The sequence below is a fragment of the Pseudomonas sp. IT-232MI5 genome (genome assembly GCF_949767845.1).
Classification (GTDB): domain Bacteria; phylum Pseudomonadota; class Gammaproteobacteria; order Pseudomonadales; family Pseudomonadaceae; genus Aquipseudomonas.
In genome coordinates, this window is the sequence record NZ_CATKQE010000059.1 from 39,629 (window position 1) to 62,096 (window position 22,468).

Genomic DNA, 22,468 nt, shown 5'->3' on the forward strand with positions numbered 1-22,468 from the left:
CACACTCACCAGCCATTGTCATGATCGGAAGTATGCGGCAATCCAGCGAATTGGGAAGCAGCCGTCTCATGATTGATCGCCCACCAGCGCGGCAGCAGTTGTTTGATCCGGCTCTCGGCAAAGCGGTCGTCAATCAGCATCACCACGCCGCGATCCTCGCGGGTACGGATGACTCGTCCGGCGGCCTGCACCACTTTCTGCACGCCGGGGTACAGGTAGGTGTAGTCGTAACCGGCACCGAAGATGGCGGCCATGCGGTACTTGAGTTGTTCATTGACCGGATTGAACTGCGCCAACCCCAGCGTGGCAATAAACGCGCCGATCAGCCGCGCACCGGGCAAATCGATGCCTTCGCCAAACGCACCGCCCAACACAGCAAAGCCGATGCCCTGGCTGTGTGCGGTGAACTGGTCGAGAAAGGCCTGCCGCGCGCCTTCGAGCATCCCCCGCGATTGCTGCCAGAGGGTGATGTGCGGATAACGCTCCGCCAGCAACGACGCCACTTGTTGCAGATAATCGAAGCTGCTGAAAAACGCCAGATAGTTGCCGGGGCGCTCGCTGAACTGCCGCGCGATCAGCTCGACAATCGGTTCCAGCGAGGCCTGACGATGGTTGAAACGCGTCGAGATGCGGCTGACGATTTGCACCTGTAACTGCTCGGCGCAAAACGGCGACTCAACGTCGATCCACACGGTGTCGGCGGGCGTGCCGAGCAAGTCAGCGTAATAATGGCGCGGACTGAGGGTCGCGGAAAACAGCACGCTGCTGCGCGCCGCTTTCAGGCGCGGGCCAATGAACGCGGCCGGCACCACATTGCGCAGGCACAATTGCGACAGTGGCTTTTTGCGCTCGAGGTCGCGCTTGCTGATATCGAACAGGTAATGCTCGTCGTACAACTCGGCCACCCGGGCGAATTGCAGCAGGTCGAAGTAGAAGTTCTGCAAGGCGCTGTCGAGACCCTGCGGGTGGTCATTGAGGTAATCGCCAATGGCCGCGCAACACAGCGAGATGGCGTGCAGGAGTTTTTCCGGCGCCTTGTCGTACGCCTGATACGCCGCCAATTGCGGCGCATGCAGCGCGTTCCATTCACGGTTGACCCGTTGCAACGCGTTCTTCAGCGCCGCCGGCGCGGTTTTGCGCACGCTGCCGAGGGTGAACTGATCAAGACTGGCGCTGTACATCTGCCGGCCACGTTCGACGAGGTTATGCGCCTCGTCCGCCAGCACCGCGACTTTCCACTGATTGAGCTGGGCAAGCCCAAACAACAGGGCACTGAAGTCGAAGTAATAGTTGTAGTCGGCGATCACCACGTCCACCCAACGGGCCATCTCCTGACTGAGGTAATACGGGCACACCGCGTGCTGCGCGGCGACCTCGCGCATGGCCGCTTGATCGAGCAGGCGGATTCGACTTGCTGCCTCACGCGCGGCTGGCAGGCGATCATAAAAACCTTGGGCCAACGGGCAGGATTCGCCGTGACAGGCTTTGTCCGGGTGTTCACAGGCTTTGTCGCGGGCGACCATTTCCAGCACCCGCAAAGGCAAGGCTGGTGACTGATCGAACAACACCTGACTGGCATCCAGCGCCAATTTGCGCCCCGGTGTTTTGGCAGTGAGGAAAAACACCTTGTCCAGTTGCTGCGGCGCCAGAGCCTTGATCATCGGGAACAGCGTGCCGAGGGTTTTGCCGATACCGGTCGGGGCTTGGGCCATCAGGCAGCGTCCGGTGCTGACGGCCTTGAACACCGACTCGGCCAGATGCCGCTGACCGGGACGAAAATCGGCATGGGGAAACGCCAATTGTTGCGCGGCGAGATTGCGCGCCTCGCGATGAGCCATTTCTTGTTCGGCCCATTGCAGGAACAGCGTGCATTGCTGCTCGAAAAAAGCTTTCAACGCATCTGCACTGAACGCCTCGACCAGACAGGTTTCCTTCTCGCTGACGATGTCGAAATACACCAGCGCCAGATTGATCTGTTCGAGTTCGAGCTTGCGGCACATCAACCAGCCATAGATCTTCGCCTGCGCCCAATGCAACTGGCGGTGGTTGGCCGGTTGCTTGCTCAGGTCGCCACGGTAGGTTTTGACTTCTTCCAGGCAGTTTTGCGCCGGGTCGTAACCGTCCGCCCTGCCCTTGACCTTCAATTGCCGGAACTCGCCTTCCAGCGCCACTTCACTTTGATATTTTTCGCTGCGCCGCGAGGCCACGGTGCGGTGGCCGGCGATGCCTTCCAGCGCCGTGGGGGATGGAGTGAAGCGCAGGTCGAGGTCGCCGGTCTTGGCGGTGAACTCACACAGTGCGCGCACGGCAATGCTGTAGCTCAAGCGCTCTGCTCCGCCCATTGCACGTAACACACGGCCACCGGCATCTGGTGTTGATGACAGAATTCGAGCCAGCGCAATTGGTTGTCCTGCAGGCGATCGCCGGGGCCTTTCACTTCAATCATCCGGTAGGTTTTGTGCTGCGGCCAGAACTGGATCAGGTCGGGCATGCCGGCGCGGTTGGCCTTGATGTCGAGCAGCAAACGGTTGAACCAGTGCTTGAGATGTTCGGCGGGCAGACAGGCCAACGCCTGTTCCAGCAGTTGTTCATTCACCGCGCCCCAGAACACGAACGGCGACTGGATGCCCCATTTGTCGACAAAGCGCTGGCGAATGGTCGCGGCATAGCGACCGTCGTCGAGTTCGCTCAGGCACGCCTGAAACAGCTCGGCGCGGCGTTGCTGGAAGTCTTCGTTGAGCAGGTCCACCGGGCCACGCTGGAACGGGTGAAAAAACGCCCCGGGCAACGGCGCAAAGATCGCCGGCCAGCACAACAAGCCGAACAGCGAATTGATCAAGCTGTTTTCCACGTAATGCACCGGGCCGTCGTCATCGTGCAAGTGCGCCTGCACGTAATACTCCACGGACAACCCAGGATCGCTGCGCGGCAAGTGCAGATCCAGACGCTCGACCGGTCTGGCCGCTGTGCGCTTGAGTGGCGGGCCACCGAGTTTGCGCCGCAGCCTTGGCAGAATCCGTTGCAGGCCCTGCTGCTCGGCGGCACTTTCCGGTGCCTGTTCTGCCAGTGTGGCGAGTTCCAGCGCCGACGGGTATTCGCCGCTGCGCTCGAGCACGCGGATCATGCGCAAACGGGCGCCGGGATAGGCGCAGTCGCGGTAAATGCTCAGGGCCAGGGCAAATTCGCTGATGCGCTCGCAATACTGACCGATCTGGAACAACACCTTGCCACGCCGGCGTTGCAGCCACGGGTTGTCGAAGTGCAAGGCACTGACCTGCGCGACGATGGTGTCCAGCGGCTCACCGGCCTCGAAACGCAATTGGCAGTTGTGCAGGAACAGGCAGGCGTCGACGTCTGCGCGACTGCGCAGGCCCCGCGAGTCGGCGCAGAATTCGACTTTTTCATAGGTGAAGATGCCAAGGTCGGCGAGAACGAATTCCGACCAGTCTTGATACAGGTTGCCGAAGAACATCAGCCGCAAGCGGTCGCACAAGTCCATGATGGTCAGGCTGAACAAACGATCATCGAGCAGCGGCGCCCAGTCGCGCAGGCTGCGAGTGTCAGCAAACTGCTCGGCCAGTACCGGCAGCCAATCGTCCTTGCGACCCTTGGGCTGCTCGATGAAGGCTGCAAAGGCTTGCAGGATCTCGGCCTTGAGCAACACGTCGAACAACTCGGCGAGGGCCAGCGGCGCGTGCTCATCGATCCAGCCATGGTCCAGCAAGGGTTGCGCGGCCACGGCGATGTCGCCGATTTCAACGTAATTGAGTTTGCCGGCACGAAAATGCACGCCCTTGCGCATGACCATCCGCACCAGCAAACCCTGCGACGCTCGGGGCAAGGCCTTGAAGTCGCGAATGAACGTGTGTTCCGTTTCACTCATCACATCGGCATAGCGAAGCTCAAGCCAATCAAGCACTTGCCGGAAGTTGTTGAGGTAATAGAACGGGTCGTCGAGGGGATTGGCAGTCACGGGAATTCTGGGCCATGGCGAACGAGTACTGGTTATGCGTACAGATACCAGCTGTGCCCTGCCCGGCGCAAACGGAAAATGATCAATGGCATTTTTTCGCCGGGCCATCGAACTTTTCCCTCGGGGATGGCACCAACCGCGTTAGAGGGCCGACAATGCTCGGCATCACATCGAATGAGGATTTAGAGGTGGGTATGAAAATCAAATCACTGGGCATCCCTTTCGCCATCGCTGCGGCGCTGACACTGGCCGGTTGCTCGACCCCGACGGTGGTCACTCTGCAGAACGGCACCCAGTATCTGACCAAGGACATGCCGAAGACCAAAACCAAGGATGGCTTCTATGAGTTCGAGGATATTTCCGGAGCCAAGGTGAAGGTCCGTGCTGATGAGGTCGCCACGGTTCGCGAAGAAGACTAGGTTTCGCTCGTGTCGATCGTTCCCACGCTCTGCGTGGGAATGCCTCAACGGACGCTCCGCGTTCGCCTCTGGATGGGACGCGGAGCGTCCCGGGCTGCATTCCTTTGCTGCGCGTGGGAACGATCATATCAGGGCAGCTTTGTGTTATTCGAAAGTCGGCATACCCGGCAGGCTGCCGTCGCAAGGCATGTACGTGCCACCCCGCTTGACCACTTCCCCCTGCAAGCGCCGGCAGCGTTCCAGATCCTGCTGCGCCATACGATCGATGCTCAGATTGCCGGTGGTCTGCGGCTGTTTACCGTCACCCAGGCGCAGGGTCACGAACGGTTGTTCGGGCTGAATCTGAAAGCGACTCTTCTCTTCGACCGGTTCGACCGCCTCGGTTTTCGGCGGGCTCGGCAGTTGGTCGGTGGTAACGCCGTAACGGCTCAGAATCGAGCTTTGAGGCAGATCGGCGCAGGCATTGGCCGAACCCAGCGCCAGTACAACGAACCCGACATACCCCTTGAAACCTTTCACGTTTGAATCTCCTGTACTCAATGGCGGCTAGCTGTAGAACGTGTGCGCACGTACTGGCTTTAGGCCGCACTTGCTGTTTTCGCAGGGATTTGAGTCAGGTCGTGGCCATCGAGTCACTTTTGAAACCGAGTTATCGTTCTTCGCGAGCAGCCTCGCTCCCACAGGGGTTTTGCAAAGGACACAGATCCAGTGTGGGAGCGAGCCTGCTCGCGAAAGGGCCCTTACCAGCACCCCATCAACCTCAGGCGATCACAACACCGTCAGCACTCAGGCTGTTGAGTGACACCCCGACCAACGTCACCGAATCGTTGCCAAACGTCAGCACCGTATCCTGTCCAACGGTCGCGGCATGGGCACGGAAGTCCTCCGCCGGCAAAACTCCCTGCACGCCAAGAAACACCAGTTTGTCATTCGACGTGTAACCCACCACCCGATCCTGCCCAAACGCACCGTTGAACAGGAACGTATCCGCCCCGCCCCCCGACTCCATCAGGTCATTGCCAGCGCCGCCGACAAACACGTCATTGCCGGTACCACCAATCAGGTGATCGTTGCCATCCAGGCCGAACAACCAGTCGCCACCGGCATGTGCCTTCAGCGTGTCGGCGCCAGCGGTGCCTTTGACGCTGGACTCGTACGCGGTGACGTTACTGCCGACCTTCAAGCCGCTGGCCGTGACGCTGTGGGTCACATCGTCCTTGAACAGGCCCCAGAGAAACCCCGGCTCTTTGGTAATGATGCTACCGATGTCGCGGGTAATGCTGATCCCGCCGTTGGCATCGCGCACGTACAGATTGCCGGCGCCGTCGTTGGCGAAGTCGAAGTTCTTCACCGCGCTTTGCAGATCGAGGGTGTTGCTGCCCTGCCCGCCAAGGATGACGTTGTAGCCACCGCCATCGCGGAAGGTGTCATTGCCGGCGCGGCCTTCCAGGTAATCGTTGCCGCTGCCGCCCTGGATCAAGTCGTTGGCGTCGCTGCCGATGATGAACGTGCTGCCCTTGTGGGTTTCGGCGTTACGGTTGAGGTCCTGCACCCAGGTGTTGGCCCGCGCCGGGTCCGAGAGGTTGGCGACGATGATCGTCGAGTCGCGACTGGTCAGGTCGTAGAATTTTGAGTCGATCACCCGGTTCATGCCGTCGCCATACGCGGTCGGCAAGTGCGAGATCCAGGTGGGAATGTTGAGGATCGAGTACGGCAGCAGATTCCACGCGGTTGAGGCGTAGTGATCGTTGAAGCTGACGATGTTGTCGGTGGCCGATACTTTGGGCGCATCGTGCACGCCGACGGAGGCGCCGGTGAAGGTCGAACCGTCGAGGGCGCGGAACACCGGGTCGTTTTCGTAGCCGACGTTGAGCACTTTGTCGGTACTGCTTTGCGTTGGCGAGGCGTAGGCGATGTAGTTGGAATCGGCAAAGAAACCGCCCCACTTGCCGCCACTCAGATCCGCCATGCTGTTGACCGCCAGGCCGCCGAGGCTGTGACCACTGACCAGCACGTCCTTGCCGCTGAGGCCGTTGGCCTTGGCAAACGCCACCACATCATTGAGCAGATTGCCGAACGCTTCGCCGACATAATTCTTGGCGTAATCCTTGGGACCGAAGGCGGCGAGCAGGTCGTTGATCACGTCGCCGATGGAGTCGAGGATCAGGTTTTCACGTGGGCCGCTGGTGCCACGAAAGGCAATGCCAAGCTCGGTGAGATGGCCCTGAGCGTCGTACTTGCCGAGGATTTCCACTTGCGCGGTGGTGTAACCGGCCTTCTCGCCGAAGAAAGTTCCCCGCGCGTCGGTCTTGCCGTCGTAGCCTAACTGCGAGGCGGTGATGGGCGTCCAGCCGGCCTTTTTCACGGCGTCGAGGGCGAGTTTTTCCGAGTCGGGGTTCCACGGAATGCCGGGAATCACCCCTTGCGAATCGGTACCGCCGAGCAGCGCCGTGACCAGCGTGGCGGGCAGGCCAAGGCCGAAACCGTTGTGCTGATAACCGGCGGCAAAGCCGTTATCGAGGTTGTGGTAGGAATACAGCGTGATTGCCATGGCATCACTGAACAACGCCTTGGAATCGGCTGTGCCGAAGTTCTTGTAGTCATACACACCCATTGCTATTGCCTCTCTCTTGTTGGAATTGTTAGAGATAGCTCACAGCCAGGGCGCCCCACGGGGACGCCCCGGAGCATTTCAGAATCTACATAGCTTTTAACTGTAGGAGTGAGCCTGCTCGCGATAGCGGTGTGCCAGATGAAAAAATGCAAACTGACACACCGCTATCGCGAGCAGGCTCACTCCTACAGGGGTTACTAGGCGAAAACGAACGCCGAGTCCGACAGGTTAGCCACTCCCACCCCGATCAGGGTCACGGCATAGTCGCCAATCTTCAGCACGGTATCGCTGCCGGTCTGCGCCGCGTGTTGCTTGTAGTCGTAGCCCTGCCCCGCGCCTTCAACGCCCATGAACACCAGTTTGTCGCTGCCCTGATAACCGTTGATGGCATCGAAACCGAACGCACCGCTGAACAGGAAGGTGTTGTTGCCACCTACGGCAGTCATCACGTCGTTACCGGCGCCACCGACGAAGGTCACATGGCCTTTGTCGCTGATCAGCTTGTCATCGCCACCAAGGCCAAACAGCCAGTCACCGTCAGCCGTGGCGTGCAGCGCATTACCGTAGCCGTCGCCACTGAGCGAGTGGTTGTACTGGGTCAGCTCGCTGCCATTGGTCAAACCCTTGGCCGTAACGCCCCAGGTGATTTCCTTGCTGCCCCACCACGAGCCCGACTCCTTGCTCACCAGCGCGCCGATGTCGCGGGTCATGCTGATACCGCCGTAGGCATCGCGCACGTACAGCGTGCCGTCACCGTCGTTGGCGAAGCTGAAGTTCTGCAACGGTTTCTGCAGCTCGAAGGTGTTGTGGCCCTGGCCACCGAGCAGGATGTTATAGCCGCCGTCATCACGGAAACGGTCATCGCCGCCCAGGCCTTCGAGGAAGTCGTTGCCCGCGCCGCCCTTGAGCCAGTCGTTGCTCTGAGTGCCGATAATGAAGGTGCTGCCGGTGTGCGGCTCACCGCTGCGCCCCAGATCCTCGACCCAGGTTTTGCCCCGGGACGCTTCTTCCAGATTGGAGACGATAATCGTCGAGTCTTTATGCGTCAGGTTGTAGAACTTCGAATCGATGACCCGATTCAAGCCATCGGCATAGCCCAGCGAGCTGTGGGCCGACCAGTTCAGCGGATTGACGATGCTGAACGGCACCAGGTTCTGCGCGGTGGACGCGTAGTTGTCGTTGAAGTTGACGATGTTGTCGGTGGTCGAATCGTGGGGTTTGTCGTGCTTGCCCATCGAGGCTGTGCTGAACGTGGTGCCATCGAGCACGCGGAACACCGGGTCGTTCTCGAAACCGATATTCAGCACGTTATTGCCGGTGCTGCTCTGGGTGGGCGAGGCGAAGGTGATGTAGTTGGCGTCCTTGTAGAAGCCGCCCCAGTTGCTCGCGCTCAATTCGGCAACGCTGTTGACGCCGAGCCCGCCGAGGCTGTGGCCACTGAGCAGGACGTCCTTGGCGGCGATGCCGTTGGCAATGGCGAATGCCGCGACAGCCTTGAGCAAATTGTCGAAGGCGTTTTTAGCGTAATTGCTCGCGTAATCCGAAGGCCCGATGGCGGCCAGCAGGTTGTTTTTCAGGTCGCCGAAGGTATCGCTGTAACCGAGCCCGCCGGTGCCACGAAAGGCCACGCCGATGCCGATCAGTTTGCCGGCGGCGTCGTATTTGCCGAGCACTTCGGCCTCGGCGCTGGTGAAGCCGTCCTTCTCGCCGAAGAACGTGCCCTGCGGCCCGACTTTGCCCTGATAGCCCAGCGCCGTCGCCGTGAGCGGCGTCCAGGCGGTGGCCGGCAGCGGCTTGCCGGTCGGCGTGTAGGCATATAGCGTCAGCGCGATGGCGTCGCTGTACAACGCTTTGCCATCGGCATTTTTATAATCGAACAGTCCCATGTTGTGCTCTCTCTTCCTTCAGAAACCGGCAGCTCTGTGCAGAGCTGCCGGTACGCTTTAGAACTGCCAGTCGAGGGTCAGACCCACACCGTGGTCCTTCTCGTTTGAGCCAATCAGGCCGTTGTAATCCAGGTTCACCCGCACATCGCGGTTGAGCGCCAGACCTGCCCGCACGCCGACCACCGCGGCGTCGCGATCCATCGACACGCCCTGCACGGTGAACGCGCTGTTGCCGTTGGCAAAGGCCAGATGGCTGTCAGCATCGACGTTGTTCAGGTTGTGCTGCCAGCCGAGGCTCGCGCCCAGTTCCAGCTGATGCTGATCCGACAAGGCGAACGAACGCTTGGCGCGCACGCCGAGGGTCGACAGCACCACATCGCGATTGTCCTCACCGCCCTTCAAGGCCGCGGCGTCACCCTTCTCGGTGAAGCTTTCGGTATTGAGGTGCACGTAAGCCAGATTGGCGAACGGCTCCAAGTTCATCGGTTGCAGGCCCAGATCATAAGCGGCCTCGGTGAACACTTGAGTGGTGACGGCATCGTGCTTGGTCTTTTGTTTACTGTTGACGTCCCCGAACTGCAGGTCACGTTTGACGTCGACACGGTGCCAGCTGTAGGCGCCGCCGACGGTCAGCCGCAGCGCATCGATCTGATGCCCCAGGTACGCACCCAAGTGGTAGCTGTCGACCGACGCCGACGAATGCGTGCCGCTGCCCATGCTCAACGAGCTGTCGCTATAACCGGTAACGAAACCCAGACGGGTATCTTCAGCGATCAAGCCATCAACACCGGCCAGCAGGCCGCCAATGGAGCTGTTGGAGTCGGCATTGTCATGCCCGCCATCGCTCTTGCCCCACGACCCCAACACTTTGACCCAGGCGTTGCTGCGATCGTCAGTCGGTGCGCTGGCATTGAACAGATCACGCTCACGCAGACGCTCGCCGACGGCTTCACGCAGGTAACGGCTGTCGTTGATCAGCATCGTGCCAATGGCCGGATGGATTTCACCGGACAGTTGCTGGAACGCTTGCTGCGCCGACGCCGCATTCGGCGACAGCAACAGGGTTTCGAACAGCGCATTGCCAGCGCCCAGCCGTTCCGCCGCAGCGCCCACCGCGCGCTGGTTTGGCGTCAGACCGACGCTGGCGAACGAAGCCTCGTTACGCCCGACGGCCAACTGGATGCCATCGGCCGAGTACGCCAGCGTGCCACCGAGGAAGGCGTAATCCGGCAACACCTGACCGAAGCGCCCTTCAATGCCGCCGGCCGCTTGCAGGATGTTGTAGCGCGTGCCGAGCAGGCTTTGCACCTCGTTGGTGGTCAGCAGTGTCGGGCTGTTTTCCAGCGACATGCTCACCGTGGCGCCTTCGATGACCGCTTTACCCGTGGCGATGATCTGATCGCTGCTGGTCGGCGACAGCTCTACGGCGTAGGTCGAACCCGGTGCAAAGGTCACGTCACCGGCCACGTTCATTGTGCCGATGGAGTTACCCGGCGCCACCGTACCGCCGCTGTTCACCGACAGCGCGCCGATGTGGCCGTTGCCGCCGAGGATACCGCCGTCATTCACCGTCACCGCCGATTGCAGCGAACCGTTGATGGCCAGACGCCCCTGATTGACCAGGGTCGGGCCGCTGTAAGTGTTGTTGCCGGTCAGCACCAGCGTGCCGATACCTTGCTTGGTCAAACCGCCGTGGCCGGAAATGTCGTTGCGCCAGGTGTCGAGGCCGCAGGTGATGTCGGTGCACACGCGTTCGGTCGGTTTGCCCTGATCGATGATCGCGCCGATGCCCGGTAGATCGGCGACAAACTGGCCGGAACCGTACGCGCCGTCGATGCGGAATTCCGCCGGTATGTCTTGTTCAGTGACGAACATCGACGGGCCATCGATGCCCTTGCGCAGGTTGATCATGCCCCAGCCGTACAAGGCGTCGATGCCCGGCGCGCCGAGGTCGGTGGCGGTGGTGCGCAAGACCGTGGCGACTTGATCGCCGGTCATGTACGGGAAGCGCTCCATCAGCACCGCCATGGAACCGGCGACGTGGGGCGCGGCCATCGAGGTGCCGTTGTAGTTTTTGTAGCCGGTGGTGAGGTTGTCGGCGTTGGTGCCTTCGATGATCGAGCTGAAGATCTTCGTGCCTGGCGCCGAGACGCAGAAACTCGCGGTGTAACCGCAGCGCGAGGAGAACGTGCTCATGATGTACGGGTTGGCGCTGGCCAGGTCCGGGTTCTTCTGCAACGCGGCGACGGTGATCCAGTTCGGCGCGATGTCCGGAACGAAATAGCCGAGGCCGGCGATGGCGTCCGGGTTGTTGAGGTTGTAGTCGTTGCCGGCGGCGAAGATCGTCACGATGCCGCTGCGCGCGGCGGCAATCGCGCCATCGTAGGCGCCACCAGGCTTGGTGCCGAGCAGCGTGCGGATCTCGTTGAACTGCAACTGCGCGTCATTGACGGTGAAATGCGGGTACGCCGGATCGCGGCCGCCGAGGTCGAAACGATCAGTGATACCGATGCCCCAACTGTTGTTGATGATCCGCGCGCCGCTGGCGATCAGTGCATCCCAACCGGCCTTGTACACCGCGCCGTCGTTGCCGCGAACGATGCCGTCTTCCGGACCCGGGTCACCGTTGTCGGCGCTGATGATCTGCGCACCGAACGCCACACCGTGCATCGGTCCGCCGTCGCGACTGCCGGCGGCGATACCGCCGACGTGGGTGCCGTGGGCGCCGAGTTTGCCGTCGGAGCCGACCGAGGGCGAACCGTCATAGCGGAACGCATCGCCGGCTTTGACCGGGATATACGGATCGGTATATTCGCGAATTCCGCTGGTGACCAGGGTGACGACTTTATTGCTGCCGGAAAACTCCGGGTGCGCGGCGTACACCGGCTGGTCGAAGATCCCCAGTTTCACGCCTTTACCGGTATAGCCGGCGGCGTAAGCATGATCGGCACCGATCGCGCCCAGACCCCAATCGGCCTGAAACTCGGCACTGCGCCAACTCGACGGATCGCCCGTGCGACCGCTCTCCACGTACGGCGCAGCGTGTGCCGTGCCGATTGCACAGAGTACGGCGAGCGTGAGGGATTTCAGGGCAAAGCGGCCACCCGTTTGCGCGGGGGTTTTATTGTTATTCATCCAGCGACCTTCCTTAGTGTTGTTGCGAAAAATCCGTCTCTTCAGCTCTGATCGTTCCCACGCTCCGCGTGGGAACGATCAGCGTGGGTTAGAACTGCCAGTTCAGGCTCAGGCCGACGCCATGGCTTTTCTCGCGATTGGCCAGTTGTCCGTTGTAATCAAGGTTGACGCGCACGTCCTTGCTCAACGCCAGGCTGGCCTGCACGCCAACGAGCGCGGCATCGCGCACCAGCGCCGAACTCTCCACCGCGTACGGCGTGCCGCCGCTGGCAAAGCGCAAATGCTGCTCGGAATCGATGTCGCTGAGGCTGTGCTGCCAGCCGAGGTGGCCGCTCACGTCCAATGATTGTTGAGGCGAAAGATTGAAGGTCTTGATCGCCCGCACGCCGAGTGTGCTGAGCACCGCGTCACGTTGATCACCCGAACTTTTCAGCGCCGCGGCGTCGCCCTTCTCGGTGAAACCTTCAGTGTCCAGATGCACGTAAGCCAGGTTGGCGAACGGCTCCAGCGCCAGTGGTTGCAGGTGCAGGCGATAAGCCGCTTCGCCGAATACTTGCGTGGAGGTGGCATCGACCTTGGTTTTCTGTTTGGCACTGAGGTCGCTGTATTGCAGATCGCGTTTCACATCGGCGCGATGCCAGCTGTATGCCGCGCCGGTGCTCAAGCGCCACGCGCCGATTTCACGGCCGGCGTACGCGCCTAAGTGATAGCTGTCGACCTTGGCCGACGAATGCGTGCCCGAGCCCATGCTCAGCGAACTGTCGCTATAACCGGTGACCAGACCGATGCGCGTCTGCTCATCCAGCGCGCCATCGACACCGGCCAGCAGACCGCCAATCGACGTGCTATAGCCCGCTGTGTCGTGGCTCGAATCGGTCGTGCCCCAAGCGCCGAGGGCTTTGATCCAGCCATTGCTTTGCGCAGCATTGTTATCGCGCAAACGCTCGCCCACTGCATCACGCAACTGGCGGCTGTCGTTGATCAGCATCGTGCCCAGCGCTGGATGGATTTCGCCGCTCAGTTGCTGGAACGCCTGTTGCGCAGACGCGGCATTTTCCGAGAGCAGCAGGCTTTCATACACCGAGTTGCCTGCGCCCAGACTTTCCGCAGCCGTCGCCACCGCGCGCTGATTCGGGGTCAGGCCAACACTGGCAAAAGAGGTCGCGTTGCGCTCGATACTCAGTTCAATGGTGGTGACGCCGTAATCGAGGACGCCGCCGATGAACAGATAGTTCGGTTGAACACTGCCAAACTGGCCCCATATTCCGCTCTTCGCCTCCAGGATGACGTAACGATTACCGAGCAGGCTTCTCGCTTCGACGGCACTGAGCAGGGTTGGACTGTTTTCCAGCGACACGCTGACCGCACCCTGACCGGGGGCAGCCATGCCTTCGGCAACGATTCGGTCGCTGCTCGCTGGCGACACCTCTACCTCGTAAGTCGAAAGATCCCCCATAAGGACGTCACGCATCACGCTGAGCGTGCCGATGGAGTGGCCGGGCGCAACGCGGCCGGTGCGGTTGAGGATCAATCCGCCGACCACACCAGTACCACTAAGAGTACCGCCGTCATTGACTGTCACCGTCGAAGTCAATGTACCGTCGACGCTCAGCAAACCGCCGTTGACCATGGTCTCGCCACTGAACGTATTGTTCCCGGTGAGATACAGACTCCCTGCCCCGGACTTGATCAGGCGACCCTGAAGTATCTTGTTCTCCCATGCGGCGTCGCGGGCCATGCCCACCGCATAATCCGTCTTGTCCTGCTGGCTGGCATTCTCCGGAAGCCCGTTGTACCAAGCCTTGTTGAAGAATGTTTTCTCCCACGCATAGTGCTCGGCGAGTGCTTCATCTTCGCGGGCTTTGCCTGCCTTGTCGGAAATGTCATTGCTCCAGACGTCACTCTGTCCGGCCGCCAGATTGGCATTGAACACCCCCATCAACTGCCCCGGCCCCCGCATCGCCCGGTCCAGGTTGATGACACCCCAGCCGACTTGTTCATTCGGCACTTGCGTCACCGAACCATCCAGTTGCGTGGCGGTGGTCAGCAGCACTTGCAGGGCTTGCTGATTGGTCATGTACGGGAAACGCTCCATGACCAGCGCCAATGCGCCGGTCGCATGGGGTGCCGCCATCGAGGTACCGGACTTGATCCCGTAGCCGCCGCCGGGAACGGTGCTGTCGATCTTCGCGCCCGGTGTGGTGATGCACCAGTATTTGGCGATGCCGCACTGGTTGTACTTCTGCTGATTGTTCTGATCGAGCCCGGAGACCGCCAGCCAGTGGCCTTCGAGATCCGGCTGAAAATACGGCAGTGCCGCACGCACGCTGGCATTCGGGTAGCCGCTGTTGCCGGCGCTGAACACGTTGATCACCCCGCGCCGCGAGACATCGGCCGCCGCGTCAAGCCAGGTGCCCTGGTTGTAGTGCTGGGCGTAGGCCTTCTGCACATCCGCGAGGGTGCGGTAACTGACATCTGGCGGCTGGCTACCCCAACTGTTGTTGATCGCGCGCACGCCGGCATCGGCCAGCGCGTCGTACACCGCTTTGAAATACCGCGGATCGGGATTGGGGCCGAACAGGAAGCTGTCGTTCTTGTTGGTGTTGCCGACGTAGATCTGCGCGTTGTACGCCACGCCGTGCATGCCGCTGCCATCGCGCGAGGCGCCCATGGTGCCGACGACGTGGGTGCCGTGGGAGTCGTTGTTGGGATTGAGGGTGCCGTCGACGTTGAACGGCGAGCCATCGACGTAGCTGCCAGTGGCCGTCACCGGGTGATAGCGGTCACTGGCGAACTCTGGGTGAGTTGTGTCAAAGCCGGAATCGAGGGCGCCGATTTTTACCCCCTTGCCACTAAATCCTGCCGCGTAGGCTTTGTCGGCCTGCATCCGCTCAAGGCCCCAGTCACGGAGGAATTCGGCAGTGCGCCAACTGGCCGGATCGCCGGGTTTTCCAGGTTCCAGGTATTGCGCCTGAGCGGGGTTTGCGGAAATCGCAAGCAGCAAGGTGCCGAGCGAAATAGGTTTGATACGTCCGTCCATGTTCACCATTCACTTTTATTGTTTTATGCAGGTTCTTTTGCGGTGTTGCCTGTTCCCCTCACCCCAGCCCTCTCCCCCTGGAGAGGGAGCCGACCGAGGTGTCTTGCGTCATTCATCGACCTGAAAAACCTGGGTCGATTGTGGATTAGGTAAAGCACATCCCCTCACCCCAGCCCTCTTCCCGAGGGAGAGGGAGCTGACCGAGATGTCTCGCGTCATACATCGACCTGAAAACCCCGGTCGATGTTGGATTCGGTGACGCTCGATCAGGTCGGCGTACTTCTAAAATATCCCCCGATCGGTCCCCTCTCCCTCTGGGAGAGGGTTAGGGTGAGGGCTGGTGAGCGACCACAAAAGCCTCATCCACCCGCGCCAGATCCTGCTCGTTCAAGGTCCCGGCGTAGTAATGCAACTTGGTCCACGCCATCAAATAGTCATACCGAGCCTGCGCCAGATCACGGCGCGTGGTGAACAGTTGCTGCTCGGCGTTCAACGCGTCGAGGTTGGTGCGTTCGCCACCGAGAATGCTCTGCTTGGTCGACACCACCAGCGCTTCCGCCGAGCTCAACGCTTTCTGATAAGCGCGCAGTTTGCTTACCCCGGACAAACACGCACTGAACTGACGACGCAGTTCGATCAGCGTCTCGCGTGTCTTGCCATCAAGCTCGTACTCCGCCTGTTCCATGGTGCGGCTGGCCTGACGCGTCGACGCCGACACCCCGCCCCCGGCATACAACGGCACGCTGACTTCGAAACCAATGGTGTTGGTTTCGTAGCGCTGGTTGTAGGTATTGCCGCTTTCTGATTCGTTCTGGCGCATCGAGGCATAGGCATTGATTTTCGGCAGATGCCCGGCGCGATTGCGTTCCACTTCATAACGCGCAACTTCCACGGCCTGGCGCTGCGAGGCCAGATTCGGGTTATTGCTCACCGCCATTTCGTGCCAGGTGTCGTAATTGGCTGGCATCAGCGCGAAGGTCTGGAAGTTTTGCCCCAGCGGCGCCAGATCGCCGATATCCACCGCCGGCACGCCCACCAGTGCGCCCAGTTCACGCAGCGCCGCGTCTTGTTCATTGCGCGCTTCGATCTCTTCAGCGGTCGCCAGTTCATAGCGCGACTCAGCCTCGAGAATGTCGGTGCGCGTGCCCTCGCCTTGCTTGAACATGTGCTCGTTCTGCTGGAACTGCTGCTCGTAGGCCTTCTTCTTCGCCTGGGCGATATCGATCTGATCCTGCGCGAACAGTGCCTTGGTGTAGTTATCCAGCACGCGGACCAACAGTTCCTGGCTCTTGCCGCGAAAGTTTTCGTCGGCGAACAACGACTGCGCGACACCTTTGCGATACGCGGCATACGCCTCGTAATCGAGCAGCGGTTGCTGCAGGGTCAGTGCCGAGCCGTAACTGCTGTAGTTGCGGTCATCGGTACGATTACGCGCGCGCTCATCCAGCGAGGTGGCTTTCGAGGAGTTACGGCCCTTGTTGTAGGTGTAACCGATGCGCGGCAGCAGGCCGGCACGGCCAATGGCGCGGTTTTCCAGGCCGGCATCACGCTCCTTGATCGCCCCGAGGAACACCGGGTCATTGCGCAACGCCTGTTCGTAGATCTCGAACGGCCCCATCGCCGCCACTGCTGAGTGACTCGCGAGCAGCATCATTGCCGCCGCGAGCATGGAAAGCTTATTCATACAGCCGAACATCCTTATTCCTCGGTCAACGCGGAGCCGGCCCGGTCGAGCAGCGGTTTGAACAGATAGTTGAGGAGTGAACGTTCGCCGGTGCGCACGAACATTTCTGCCGGCATGCCGGGCTTGATCACCAGACCGTTGAGTTTTTCCATGGCCTGATCGCTGACGCTGCTGCGCAGGACGTAGTACGGCACGCCGGTTTTCTCGTCGACCATCTGGTCGGCGGAAATCAGACTGACTTCACCCGGTACACGCGGGGTTTTGCTCTGGTTGAACGCGGTAAACAGAATATCCACCGGCAAATGCGTGCCGACCTTGTCGATCAGATTGATCGGCAAGTGCCCTTCCACTTCCAGCGTGGTGCCTTGCGGAACGATCTCCAGCAAGGTTTCACCCTGACGCACCACGGCACCTTCGGTGTGCACGCCGAGGTTGACCGCGACGCCGTCGGCGGTGGCGATGATTTCGCTGTGCTGCAGGTCGAAACCGGCGGAAGTCAGTTGTTCCGACAGGGTCACGCTTTTCAGCTGCGCGTCGGCCAGTTGCGTGCGGACTTCCTTCTGGTATTCCTCGGCGTGCTGTTGCAGCTTCAGCCGCGACTCGAGGATGCCCTGTTCCACGCGGCCGCTTTCACCGGTGTTTTCCGCCAGTTGCTGCTGCACTTGCGACAGTTGACGCTGGTACTCCATCAAGCGGTTGCGCGGGATGTAGCCGTTGTCCGCCAGCGGTTGCAGGTTGCTCAGCTGTTGTTGCAGCGAGTCGGCCTGGGCATTCAGATCGGTACGGGCGCGGCGCATGCCGGCCAGTTGCGCGGTGGCGCCTTCGATGCTCGCACGCAGTCCGGCCTGCTCGCGGTAGTAGGCCTCGCGACGGCTGCTGAACAGTTGCCGCTGACCTTCCAGCACCAGTGCCAGACGCGGATCCGGATCATTGCTCAGCTCGGCGGGAAAGGTCACTTGCTTGAGGTTGTCGCGCTCGGCCTGCCAACGCGCGAGACTGGCCCAGGCCATGCGGTACTGCGCCTGCAGCGACTGCACGTCAGCGGCGACTTGCGTCTGATCGAGGCGGAACAACGGCTGACCCTGCTTCACGATTTCGCCTTCGCGCACCAGAATCCGGCTGACCACGCCGCTGCTCATCGACTGCACGGCTTTGCGCTTGCCCGAGACCACGACCGTGCCTTGCACCGGAATGCCTTGATCCAGCGGCGCCAACGCCGCCCAAGTGAAGAAACTGCCAGCGCCGACGATCGCCAGAATCCAGCCCATGCGCGCGAAGAACTTTGCATCGCGTTCCGGGCGCTCGGTAATGTAGGCGTGTTCCATGCTCGCTTCGTTTTCAGTGTTCATGCTTGCGCTGCTCATACACCCGAATTCCTTGTCGAGGGCTGATACTGGCGACTCATGCTGAGCCCGCCCGGTGCCTGTGCAGCTTTTTCCCGTTGTTGTTCTTGCTGGCCGGAAAGTGCCTTGAGCACGTCCTGACTCGGGCCGAAGGCTTGCAGACGCCCGTCATTGAGGACCAGCAATTTGTCCGCCTGGGCCAGCACTGAAGAGCGATGCGTCACCAGCACCACCGTGGTGCCTTGCGCTTTAAGCGCGGCAATGGCGCTGGCCAGTGCCGCTTCACCGACGGTGTCGAGGTTGGAATTCGGTTCATCCAGCACCACCAGGCTCGGCGTGCCGTACATCGAACGCGCCAGTGCCACACGCTGCTTCTGGCCGCCGGACAAGCCACTGCCGTCCTCGCCCAGTTGCGTGTCGTAACCTTGCGGCAGACGCAGGATCATTTCGTGCACGCCAGCCTGTTGCGCGGCGGCGACGACTTTCTGTGGATCAGCCTCGCTGAAACGGGCGATGTTTTCGGCGATGCTGCCGCTGAACAGTTCGATGTCTTGCGGCAGATAACCGATGTAGGGGCCGAGCTGGTCGCGGTTCCAGCGATGAATATCCGCGCCATCGAGGCGCACGGTGCCGCCGAGGGTTGGCCAGACACCGACCAGCACACGGGCCAGCGTCGATTTGCCGGAGCCGGAAGCACCGAGCACGCCGAGCACTTCGCCGGCATTCAGATTGAAATTGACCATTTGCAACGTAGCCGTGCGTTGCCCCGGTGGGCCGGCGCTGACCTGTTCGAAAGTAATCTGGCCTTTCGGCGCGGGCAGCGCCATGGCGTCGTCACTCGGCGGGAACGCTTGCAGCAGCGCATCGAGACGACGGTAAGCCAGCTTCGCCCCGCTCCACTGCTTCCACACGGCAATCAACTGATCGATCGGGCTCAGTACACGACCCATCAAGATCGAACCGGCGATCATCATCCCGGCGGTCATGTCACCCTTGATCACCAGCAATGCGCCCAGGCCCAAGACCAGCGATTGCAGGCACAGGCGCAGGGTTTTACTCACAGAGCTGATCACCGCACCGGTGTCGCTGGCCTGATTCTGCAGACCGAGGAAGCGCGAGTGCACCTGGAACCAGCGCTTGCGCAGGGAACCGAGCATGCCCATCGCCTGAATGGTTTCGGCGTTGTGCAAATGGCTGGTGGCCAACTGGCTGGACTTCTGCGAATAACCGGCGGCTTCGCCCAGTGGCTTTTTGGTCATGTATTCGTTGAGGCAGGCCAGCCCGATCAGCAACAGTGCGCCTGCGGTGGCGAGCACGCCGAGCCAGACGTTGAACAGGTAAATCACGAACAGATAGACCGGGAACCACGGCGCATCGAAAAACGCGAACAGCGCCGGCCCGGTAACGAATTGACGAATGTGCGTGAGGTCGCCCAGCGACTGCCCGGCGTTGCCCTCGCCCTTGAACAGGTTGCGTTCGAACGCCGCTTGATAAACACGCAGGTTGAAGCGGCGCTCCAACTGGCTGCCGATGCGAATCACGATAAAGCTGCGGATCACTTCCAGCATGCCGATGAAGGCAAAGAAGCCGACGACCATCAACGACAGCATCGCCAGGGTCGTTTCGTTCTGCGACGACAGCACCCGGTCATAGACCTGGAGCATATAGATGGAGGGCACCAGCATCAGCACGTTAATCAGCGCGGTAAAGCAACCGACGCTGATCAGGATACTTTTATAGTCACCCAATGCCTTGATTAAGGGAGCGGTGGCTGGGGCCTTCGCCATCTTCATTGATTATTCCTGGAAAATATTTCCCGCCATTCATTGGCAAGATTCGAATTAATGATCCGTGCAACGTCGGAACTTGCTTTTTTCGTCTACCGCTTACACTTTCATAACAACTTGCGCGATTAACTGCGGTGCAGTTGCCATTCAGCGTTTCTTATAACCATTGCGTGGCGCTTTATATTAAAACTTCGTCGCCGTTTGAATAATCAAGGCTATTGCGCTGCGCGCTCAAGCGTAATCACCAGACCCGATCTCAAAGTCGCCAGATAAAGCCCGTCACGTTGTCGGCTGAAAAACTGGATTCTTGAGCCTTCTTTACCGGTGATCGCGATACCGTCCGGCTCAGGAAACCAGCCGATCGGGGTTTCTTCAAGCCATGCACCCAGGCAGTCGGCGCCTTTGCTCAAGGTTTTGTTGGCTGCCAATTCCACGAGGCACGTATTCGAAGGCTTGTCCTGTTGCTTTAGCGCTTCTCGATCATCATCCCGGGTAGACAATGTCGCTTGCCACTGTCCGGCAAACACCGAGGGTTCTTCGAGTCTGAGGCTGCTTGCCATGCTGGTTTCTCCTGAAATCATGATGAGCGCCGCCGAAAGCCACGCCGCTACCTTGTAGGTAAAAGCTTTACTGATCATGGGAATATTCGCTCCGGCGTGTAGCCTTGCTTACCTGTTAATACGATGCAAGCAAAGAAAGCGGCGCATCACGCGCCGCTTTCCATTTCTACATCACGCCACGATGTCGCTGGTCGCTGCCTGGCCAACGGTGCTGACCTGGAAGTCGGCCACGCCGTGCCCGGAGAAGTCCACCGAGAGCAGGCTGTTGCCGCCCGACGACGTCAGGACCGCGTCACCGGCAGCACCGGTGAAGCTGCTGACGAAGTGCAGGCCGGCACCGTTGGTGATGCCAGTCAGGTCGATTTTGTCCAGACCGCTGACGAAATCGAGGATCTGATCGATCGTACCTGGCTTGGAATCGGAACTGGCCGCGAACACAAAGGTGTCCGAACCAGCACCGCCCCACAACTTGTCAGCACCGCCAGCGCCGTAGAGGATGTCGTTGCCGGCACCACCCTTGAGCTCGTTGGCCACGCTGTTGCCGATCAGCAGATCGTTACCCGAGCCGCCAATGGCGTTCTCGATGATCGCGCCCTTGGCGATGGACACGTTACCTACCATGCCGCCAACGTCGGAGAACGAGGCGTCATTGAGGTTGATCTTCTGGTTCTGAGTGAAACCCGAGAAGTCCAGAGTATCTTTGCCGCCCGCGTCCCACACCGAGAACACCACTTTGTCACTCGACGACGAAGCGCTGAGGAAATCGCGGCCAGTGTTGGAGTTGAAGCCGTAGGTGGTGTCACCGGTACGGGTTGTCAGGTTGGCACCGTAGAGCTTCTGGATGGCAGCGATATCGTCCATCAGTGGGCCGGACGAATACGCTTCGACCCCGCCCTTGCTGAAGTTCTGATTGGTGTTGCTTTCGCTCCAGTAGCTCATGACGCTGTAGCCGCGGGTGTCCTGCCCGTAGGACGCGTCGTTGTAGGTCGGGTTGCCATTACCGGCGTTGTAGTCGCCAGGGTGAGCGAGACCCAGGCTGTGACCAATTTCGTGAGTCAGGGTCTGACGACCGTAGTTGTTCAGATCCGGATTCTTGTTCTGCGTGTAGCCACTGTTGATCAGGTACCACGAGGTGCCGTCATAACCGGCGCCAGTGCCTGGCAGATAAGCGAACGCTGCAGCGCCATCCTGGCCACCGCTGTAGTTACCGAAGGTCATGTGGCCGTCACCGCCCGAGGCTTTCTCGGTGAAGGTCACATTGGCCACGTCAGCCCAGGATTGCATGGCGAGCTTGGCCTGGGCTTGTTGTTGTGCACTGAACTGACTGAACCCGGTGATCCCGTGCTTGTACATCGTGCTGGACGATGCCGAAGTCAGGAACGTATAGGTGAGTTCGATCTTGCCGCTGCCGTCCTTGTCCTGGTAGGCAGCACCGTCGCGCAGCAACTGGGTGGCGGCCTGGTCGACGGAGTAGGAGGGTTTGCCATTGACCGTGAGGTTGCCGCCACGATCGTACTGATGGCTGAAGCTATTGATCTGGTTATACGCCGAGCTGAAGGCTGACAGCTGGAAAGCCTGTTCGGCAGTATCAATAGCATTCGCTTTAACTTTCGACATAAACACACTTCCTTGTTTAGCAATGGAACAGTTTTTGTCCGACAGGACGATCTCTGGCGAGGTCGTCCTATCACTCGCCCAATGAAGGCGTAAGAAACCTGACACAATTTGAAATCTGCCGTAAAGGATTTTTTTTGGATCAAATCGGACTGTTTCGGGAAACTGCCGTAAACAAAGCGTGCGGAGGTGAAAGAATGTTTTAGTTGCGGAGCTTTTGCCTAATTGTCTGACGATTTTCTATTTAAATATTAAATATGGGTAAGTTGTTTTTTGTTAGGCGCGTCTCACTTTCCTGCACTTTATTAGTGCGATGCCAGTGTATTGATATCAACCAAATGGCTCACCCAAACTGTAGGAGCTGACGAGTGAAACGAGGCTGCGATCTTTTGACTTTGCCTTTCAAAAGCAAG

At 60.2% G+C, this 22,468-nt stretch carries 13 protein-coding genes; 1 reads left to right on the forward strand and 12 read right to left on the reverse strand.

Going from position 1 to position 22,468, the window contains the following annotated elements:
• Positions 1–5: 5 nt before the first annotated feature.
• Both ACM6JQ_RS25155 and ACM6JQ_RS25160 read right to left on the reverse strand, forming a co-directional pair.
• Entirely contained in the window at positions 6–2,324 is a 2,319-nt protein-coding gene (locus ACM6JQ_RS25155; protein ID WP_414894843.1) for an ATP-dependent DNA helicase, read from the reverse strand.
• The gene (locus ACM6JQ_RS25160) at positions 2,321–3,973 is read right to left on the reverse strand and encodes a VRR-NUC domain-containing protein (protein ID WP_414894844.1); all 1,653 of its coding nucleotides are present in this window, start codon (positions 3,971–3,973) and stop codon (positions 2,321–2,323) included. Before ACM6JQ_RS25160 ends, ACM6JQ_RS25155 begins: the two co-directional genes overlap by 4 nt.
• 194 nt (positions 3,974–4,167) lie before the next feature.
• Between ACM6JQ_RS25160 and ACM6JQ_RS25165 the strand changes: the two genes are divergently transcribed.
• The gene (locus ACM6JQ_RS25165; RefSeq protein WP_042705060.1) at positions 4,168–4,392 is read left to right on the forward strand and encodes a YgdI/YgdR family lipoprotein; all 225 of its coding nucleotides are present in this window, start codon (positions 4,168–4,170) and stop codon (positions 4,390–4,392) included.
• Between the two features lie 144 nt (positions 4,393–4,536).
• Here ACM6JQ_RS25165 and ACM6JQ_RS25170 read toward each other — a convergent pair whose 3' ends face one another.
• The 10 genes from ACM6JQ_RS25170 to ACM6JQ_RS25215 form a co-directional block, all read right to left on the reverse strand.
• Positions 4,537–4,911 carry a hypothetical protein gene (locus tag ACM6JQ_RS25170; RefSeq protein WP_414894845.1) on the reverse strand — a complete coding sequence of 125 codons (375 nt, stop codon included), beginning with the start codon at positions 4,909–4,911 and terminating at the stop codon, positions 4,537–4,539.
• A 241-nt stretch (positions 4,912–5,152) separates the two neighbouring features.
• Positions 5,153–7,006, reverse strand: a complete 1,854-nt coding sequence (locus ACM6JQ_RS25175) for a polyurethanase (protein ID WP_123375156.1) — start codon at positions 7,004–7,006, stop codon at positions 5,153–5,155.
• Between the two features lie 197 nt (positions 7,007–7,203).
• Entirely contained in the window at positions 7,204–8,892 is a 1,689-nt protein-coding gene (locus ACM6JQ_RS25180; protein WP_414894846.1) for a polyurethanase, read from the reverse strand.
• 57 nt (positions 8,893–8,949) lie between these two features.
• Positions 8,950–12,027, reverse strand: a complete 3,078-nt coding sequence (locus tag ACM6JQ_RS25185) for an autotransporter domain-containing protein (RefSeq protein WP_414894847.1) — start codon at positions 12,025–12,027, stop codon at positions 8,950–8,952.
• Positions 12,028–12,115: 88 nt separating this feature from the next.
• Positions 12,116–15,076, reverse strand: a complete 2,961-nt coding sequence (locus tag ACM6JQ_RS25190) for an autotransporter domain-containing protein (protein WP_414894848.1) — start codon at positions 15,074–15,076, stop codon at positions 12,116–12,118.
• A 316-nt stretch (positions 15,077–15,392) separates the two neighbouring features.
• Positions 15,393–16,763, reverse strand: coding sequence for a TolC family outer membrane protein (locus tag ACM6JQ_RS25195; RefSeq protein ID WP_007914891.1), 1,371 nt, complete (start codon positions 16,761–16,763; stop codon positions 15,393–15,395).
• A 2-nt stretch (positions 16,764–16,765) separates the two neighbouring features.
• The gene (locus ACM6JQ_RS25200; RefSeq protein WP_007914892.1) at positions 16,766–18,115 is read right to left on the reverse strand and encodes an HlyD family type I secretion periplasmic adaptor subunit; all 1,350 of its coding nucleotides are present in this window, start codon (positions 18,113–18,115) and stop codon (positions 16,766–16,768) included.
• The gene (locus ACM6JQ_RS25205) at positions 18,112–19,887 is read right to left on the reverse strand and encodes a type I secretion system permease/ATPase (RefSeq protein WP_007914893.1); all 1,776 of its coding nucleotides are present in this window, start codon (positions 19,885–19,887) and stop codon (positions 18,112–18,114) included. The genes ACM6JQ_RS25200 and ACM6JQ_RS25205 overlap by 4 nt, the downstream gene beginning before the upstream one ends.
• Positions 19,888–20,096: 209 nt before the next feature.
• Positions 20,097–20,519: an AprI/Inh family metalloprotease inhibitor gene (locus tag ACM6JQ_RS25210; protein WP_414894849.1), complete on the reverse strand. Its 423-nt coding sequence runs from the start codon at positions 20,517–20,519 to the stop codon at positions 20,097–20,099.
• A gap of 93 nt (positions 20,520–20,612) precedes the next feature.
• Positions 20,613–22,058, reverse strand: a complete 1,446-nt coding sequence (locus ACM6JQ_RS25215; protein WP_007914895.1) for a serralysin family metalloprotease — start codon at positions 22,056–22,058, stop codon at positions 20,613–20,615.
• Between the last annotated feature and the right edge of the window lie 410 nt (positions 22,059–22,468).

What these genes read in the sequence shown, in the direction of transcription:
- ACM6JQ_RS25180 (WP_414894846.1), bottom strand. Translation starts at nt 8,892, where the DNA reads ATGGGACTGTTCGATTATAAAAATGCCGATGGCAAAGCGTTGTACAGC.
- ACM6JQ_RS25165 (WP_042705060.1), top strand. Translation starts at nt 4,168, where the DNA reads ATGAAAATCAAATCACTGGGCATCCCTTTCGCCATCGCTGCGGCGCTG.
- ACM6JQ_RS25200 (WP_007914892.1), bottom strand. Translation starts at nt 18,115, where the DNA reads ATGAGCAGCGCAAGCATGAACACTGAAAACGAAGCGAGCATGGAACAC.
- ACM6JQ_RS25195 (WP_007914891.1), bottom strand. Translation starts at nt 16,763, where the DNA reads ATGTTCGGCTGTATGAATAAGCTTTCCATGCTCGCGGCGGCAATGATG.
- ACM6JQ_RS25185 (WP_414894847.1), bottom strand. Translation starts at nt 12,027, where the DNA reads ATGAATAACAATAAAACCCCCGCGCAAACGGGTGGCCGCTTTGCCCTG.
- ACM6JQ_RS25205 (WP_007914893.1), bottom strand. Translation starts at nt 19,887, where the DNA reads ATGAAGATGGCGAAGGCCCCAGCCACCGCTCCCTTAATCAAGGCATTG.
- ACM6JQ_RS25210 (WP_414894849.1), bottom strand. Translation starts at nt 20,519, where the DNA reads ATGATCAGTAAAGCTTTTACCTACAAGGTAGCGGCGTGGCTTTCGGCG.
- ACM6JQ_RS25175 (WP_123375156.1), bottom strand. Translation starts at nt 7,006, where the DNA reads ATGGGTGTGTATGACTACAAGAACTTCGGCACAGCCGATTCCAAGGCG.
- ACM6JQ_RS25215 (WP_007914895.1), bottom strand. Translation starts at nt 22,058, where the DNA reads ATGTCGAAAGTTAAAGCGAATGCTATTGATACTGCCGAACAGGCTTTC.
- ACM6JQ_RS25190 (WP_414894848.1), bottom strand. Translation starts at nt 15,076, where the DNA reads ATGGTGAACATGGACGGACGTATCAAACCTATTTCGCTCGGCACCTTG.